Raw genomic sequence first — 4562 nt, forward strand, 5'->3', positions numbered from 1 at the left:
CTCAAACGGGCATCGCCTTGATGGCGTTGGTCACCACGCCCCAGACCTGCAGCTCCTGGGCCGCGCGCGGCACGACATCGGCGCAGCTCGGATCGGTCGCCACCAGGCGCAACGACGATCCGTGGGTCACCAGCCGCCGGCACATGAACTCGTCGTCCACGACGGCGATCACGATGTGGCCGCTCGCGGGCCGGACTGAACGGTCGACCAGCACGATGTCACCGTCATCGATGCCAGCTTCTCGCATCGCGCTGCCGCTCACGCGCATCAGGAAGGTGGCCAGGGGGTTCCTGATCAGCACGTCATTCAGGTCCAGACGCCCGACGCCCGAATCCTGGGACGGCGAGCCGAAGCCGATGGCCACGCTGGCGCGCGGAACCACCGCAGGCCCGGGTGACTCCCGGCCGACGTGCGTGACACCCTCGCGAGGCAGCCGACTACTGTTCATTCATACAGTATATTGCCATACCCGCCAGCCGGCGAGGTACGAGCACATGGAACCTCGAACTCATGAAACCCTCTGACTTCAACACCCTCGATGGCGTCGTGACGGCCATCCGCCCCGGCGTCGATGTCGATGAAGTGGAGCTGGGCCTCGCCCAGGGCCTGCAGATCGTCATCAAGGTCTCTCACGAGGTGCAGAACATCTTGAAGCTGCAGCAAGGCGGCCGAGCGTTTGGCTTGGTGCACCCCACCTCGATCGTCTTGCTGGAAGAGCCGGCAGCGAGCTTGCCCGCCACGTTCAATCAATTGATGGGCAGGGTGCGCGATGTGGGCGAAGGCGATGACGACATCAAGGTTGGGCTCGATCTGCCCAATGGGCAGACCCTTGTGGCGCGCATCACGAACGAACGCGCCGAGACGTTGAACTTGACGACTGGTGCACGTGCGACAGCCGTCTTCAAAGCTGGCAGCGTCATCATTGGCGTTGATCAAACTCCCGTCCACTAGGAGCACATCCCATGGGAAGCAGGCTTCCGATCGAGCAAGTGTTTGGCCGAATCAGCTCCGAGGTGGAACTGCAATCCTTCGTCGAGCGGTTTCACCTGAAGCCGTTGAAGGCCAGCGTGCCATCGCGGAAGTACATCGCCGAGTGGACGGGCACGGTCGATGGCAAGGCCGTTTTCTCGCGGCACCGCCAGCTCGCATCGACAGCGCTGCCAGGGTCCGCTTGCTTGAACGCCCTGAGCCTGAGCATCAGCGCGCCGGAAGGCACACGTCTGTGCAGCACCGAAGTCCAGTTCGGCTGAGCAATGCTGGGACGGAGCACTCGGCCCCGTCCCTGAGCAATACCCGAGGACGTTGACGAGGGCTTCGGCGTCAAGCGACGCAGGCAAGCTGCCGCAGCGAGGTCGGCAGTGCTGCGTAGGCGCGAGGCATGCGATGGCGCAGCCGCTCCGCCTCGAGTTGCTCCTCCTCCGTGGCCCACTCCTTCCTTGGCGCACGCCCGGCGATCGGGTCGAGTGGAATGCCGTGCAGCGCCGATCTCCAGTCGAGCCCGGGCTTCCACAGAAGCAGCACGTCGCGAGCCACCTGATCGCCGTCGAGCACCGTGCCACCACTCATGTAGTTGTGGTGATCCACGAAGGTGATGTTGCGCAACGGCCCGATCACCGGGCTGATCACCTTGCCGATGCCCGGAAGCAGCCTGCTGCCGAGGTAGGGCCGACCGTCCAACGTGACCGGACCGGCCCATTCCATGTGCGACTGGATGATCAGGTCCACGTCGCCGCATTCGAGGGCTCCCCGCGCGTAGCTCCCGAAGACCCAGATCGCATCGACCCGCACGCGCACTGGCCCGCGCACATCGATGCCGAACACCAGGCTCTTCTTTCGCTCGACCACGCGCTCGGGCGTCGCATCGACACGCGCCAGGAGTCGCTCCAGGCGGCGGGTGAGCACCGCCCGGGGAATGCGCTCCGGCATCGGCCGTGCGCCGACCGTCGCACCCCCGACCGCCTGCATCTGGCCGCTCGCGCTCATGGCCGTCCCCGCTGGCCAACGATCCGATAGACCGTGGAGCGCGCCAGCCCGAACAGCTGCATCAACTCCTTGATGTTCCGACCGTTGAACATCTCGCGCACGCGCTCGTCTCGCGCCGACTTGTCCGGCGCCGGTACGTAGACATCGTCGCCACCAAACCGCACGCGCATGCCTTGCACGATCTCGTGCGCGATGGCACTCGCCCACGGTTCCTGGAAGGCCAGGTCATCGCGAAGGATCTCGGTCATGTCGAACACCCACTGCGTGGCGGCGTCCGCCTTGATCTCGTGGGCATCGGGACGGGGTTGCTGCTGGTGCTGGAAGAGGGGTTGGCTCACAGGCGGCTGCTCCAAGAATCGCTGACGATGAAGTTGTTCGGGACGATGGGACGGACGGCGGGTGGTCGAGCTGCAGGTGGCGGTGCCGGAGGAGGTGGTGCCGCGGCCACTGCGCTCGGTTGTGCAGACGTCTGCACTGGCGCTGAATCACCCTCCGTACTCAGCGCGAGCGTCCCGCCACCGGCGAACAGATCCGGCTCCAGCCCTGCTTCGAGCCGCGCCCACAGCTTGTCGCTGAGCGTGTGCAGCCCGAGCATCTGCGCGCAGAACAATGCGTACACCGTGCAGTCGAGCTTCTCGTTGCGCTTGCCGGCGGGCTTCAGCCAGCGGTGCTCCTCGCCGCGGCCCGTCTTCACCAGCATCCGGCTCTCTGCGGTGAGCTGATCGTAGAACTCGGCGGTCAGGTCACGCGCGAAGTGCACGTAGCCCGGCCCGGGCTGGCTGACCTGCAGGCGGCCGTACAGCAGATCCTTCGCGGTGTCGGTGCCGACGTGCCACAGCCGCACGCCCTTGCGGATCGTCTTGCCGCGCTCGTTCACATCGACCAACACGCTCGCGCTCTTGATCGGCCGGCCCAGCCGTGTCTCGCCCTTCACCGCGTATAGGTTTTGGTTCGGCCGGTTGCGCACGAAGACGTAGCACTGGTGCGTGAAGTGGCCGCCGGTATCGATCGCCACCGCGTCGGCCGTCATCTCGACGCCGCACACATGCCGGTAGGTCGCCTTGATCGCCGGGTCCAGCTTCAGGTCCCACTCGCGCTGGTCGGCCGGGTTGCCGTAGATGACCAGGTCATCGACCACCCACATCTCTTCGCCGCGGCCGAAGCCCCACACCACCAGTTCCCAGCGGTCGCCCTGCACGTCCACGCCGATGGCGAGCTTCACGGCGCCGCGCGGAACGGTGCGAAGTTGATGCCCGTGCTTGCCGCGCAGCGCGAGCTGGCTGGCGTCGGTCTTCTCCAGCTCCTGCTCGTAGGTCTCGCCGCGTGTGGTGTTGATGAAGGTTTTGAGGTCGCTGTCGTCGCCGGCCTGGGCCTTCTTCGCTGCCGTCAGCCAGTCGCGCACGATGCTGACCCAGGTCGCCTGCGGGCTGTACGCGGTCCAGCAGAAGAACGCCACGTGCTTGGGCGGCGCCACTTCGTCGTCCGCCGCATTCCTGAAGCGCAGCTGGATCGGGTCGCGCTCGTCGATCCAGAGGCCGCCATGACCACCGTCGATCGCCTTCCAGCGCCCGCGCCACGCCGCCAGGTACTCTGCCTGGGTGATGCACACGCCGCAGTGCGGGCAGACGTGGCCCACGGTCTCCGGATCGCCATCGGTCCACTTGAAGCCGTGCCGTGCTTCCCGGCCGCCCCAGTCGAGGGTGTGCTCCTCATCGCAGTGCGGGCAGCGGATGAAGTACTGGAAGCGCACGTCGGCCTGATGCTCGCGGTCCTCGATCAGGCTGAAGCCCTTGAGCTTCGGCGTGCTGCCCGCCACCGACTTCGGGAAGGTCGCGCCCTCGATGCGCTTGTCGCCCAGGCGGAACGCGCTGCCCTCCTTCTCGATGTCGCGGTCGAAGCCGTCGGTCTCGTCGTAGTAGACGCAGTCCACGGTGATGCGGCGGTAATTCTTCGCGGCCTTGCCGCCGCGCAGGTGCAGCTGGCAGCCGAGGAACCGCTTCTTCTTGATCGTGTTGTCTTTGGACTTCCGATTGAACTTCGGGAACACGCGGCGCATGACCTTCACGTCGCGCAGCATCGGCTCCAGCTCGGTGGTGACGAAGTCGTCGCGGTCCTCGTCGGTCGGTTGGTACACCGCCTGGTTGCGGCGCTTGTGCTCGGCGAAGTAGCCGATGGCTGCGAGGAAGATCTTGGTGTATCCGGTGCGCGCCGACTTCCGCCACGTCACGTGCGTGATCTCGTCGTGGCCGATGCAGTCGGCAATGGCGACCTGGTACGGATAGGCCTCCCAGCGGCCCTGCTCGTAGCTGCTCTCCTCCGACAGGTAGAAGTGCTCGGCCATCCACTGGGACAGCCGCATAGGCGTCGGGGCTTCGAGCGGGCGCAGGCCCCGGCGCAATGCCGCGTTGATCTCGTCGCGCTGCTCGGTGCCGAGGTCGGCGAGCGACATCGGGCGCTCCAGCTCGATCACGTGGTTCATGTCGTTCAAGCTTCGTCCTCCTCTTCGGGTTCTTCGTCGGCGTCCGCCAGCGTCATCGCCGCGGCGCGATTGCGGGCCTTGGTGACCTCCTCGTCGAGGA

6 protein-coding genes are annotated in these 4562 nt (G+C 66.1%); 2 read left to right on the plus strand and 4 right to left on the minus strand.

The annotated features are described in order from the left end of the window. Position 1: 1 nt before the first annotated feature. The gene (locus AC1DXV_RS31630; protein WP_477867884.1) at positions 2-364 is read right to left on the minus strand and encodes a LexA family protein; all 363 of its coding nucleotides are present in this window, start codon (positions 362-364) and stop codon (positions 2-4) included. A 146-nt stretch (positions 365-510) separates the two neighbouring features. On the opposite strand from AC1DXV_RS31630, the gene AC1DXV_RS31635 reads away from it, so the two are divergent. After that, the gene (locus AC1DXV_RS31635; RefSeq protein ID WP_477937454.1) at positions 511-951 is read left to right on the plus strand and encodes a TOBE domain-containing protein; all 441 of its coding nucleotides are present in this window, start codon (positions 511-513) and stop codon (positions 949-951) included. An 11-nt stretch (positions 952-962) separates the two neighbouring features. Continuing rightward, the gene (locus AC1DXV_RS31640) at positions 963-1250 is read left to right on the plus strand and encodes a hypothetical protein (protein WP_477870564.1); all 288 of its coding nucleotides are present in this window, start codon (positions 963-965) and stop codon (positions 1248-1250) included. A gap of 70 nt (positions 1251-1320) precedes the next feature. Here the strand turns inward: AC1DXV_RS31640 and AC1DXV_RS31645 are convergent, their stop codons facing one another. From AC1DXV_RS31645 to AC1DXV_RS31655, 3 genes are read right to left on the minus strand one after another with little or no spacing between them, the layout of a single operon-like run. Then, positions 1321-1983, minus strand: coding sequence for a nucleotidyltransferase family protein (locus tag AC1DXV_RS31645; protein ID WP_477870566.1), 663 nt, complete (start codon positions 1981-1983; stop codon positions 1321-1323). Beyond that, a complete protein-coding gene (locus AC1DXV_RS31650) occupies positions 1980-2321 on the minus strand; it encodes a Mor transcription activator family protein (RefSeq protein ID WP_477870568.1) in 342 nt (113 codons plus the stop codon). Before AC1DXV_RS31650 ends, AC1DXV_RS31645 begins: the two co-directional genes overlap by 4 nt. Further along, positions 2318-4462, minus strand: coding sequence for a phage terminase large subunit family protein (locus AC1DXV_RS31655; protein ID WP_477870572.1), 2145 nt, complete (start codon positions 4460-4462; stop codon positions 2318-2320). The genes AC1DXV_RS31650 and AC1DXV_RS31655 overlap by 4 nt, the downstream gene beginning before the upstream one ends. Positions 4463-4562 lie beyond the last annotated feature (100 nt).

It is taken from the genome of Rhizobacter sp. P3_C12 (assembly GCF_056402735.1).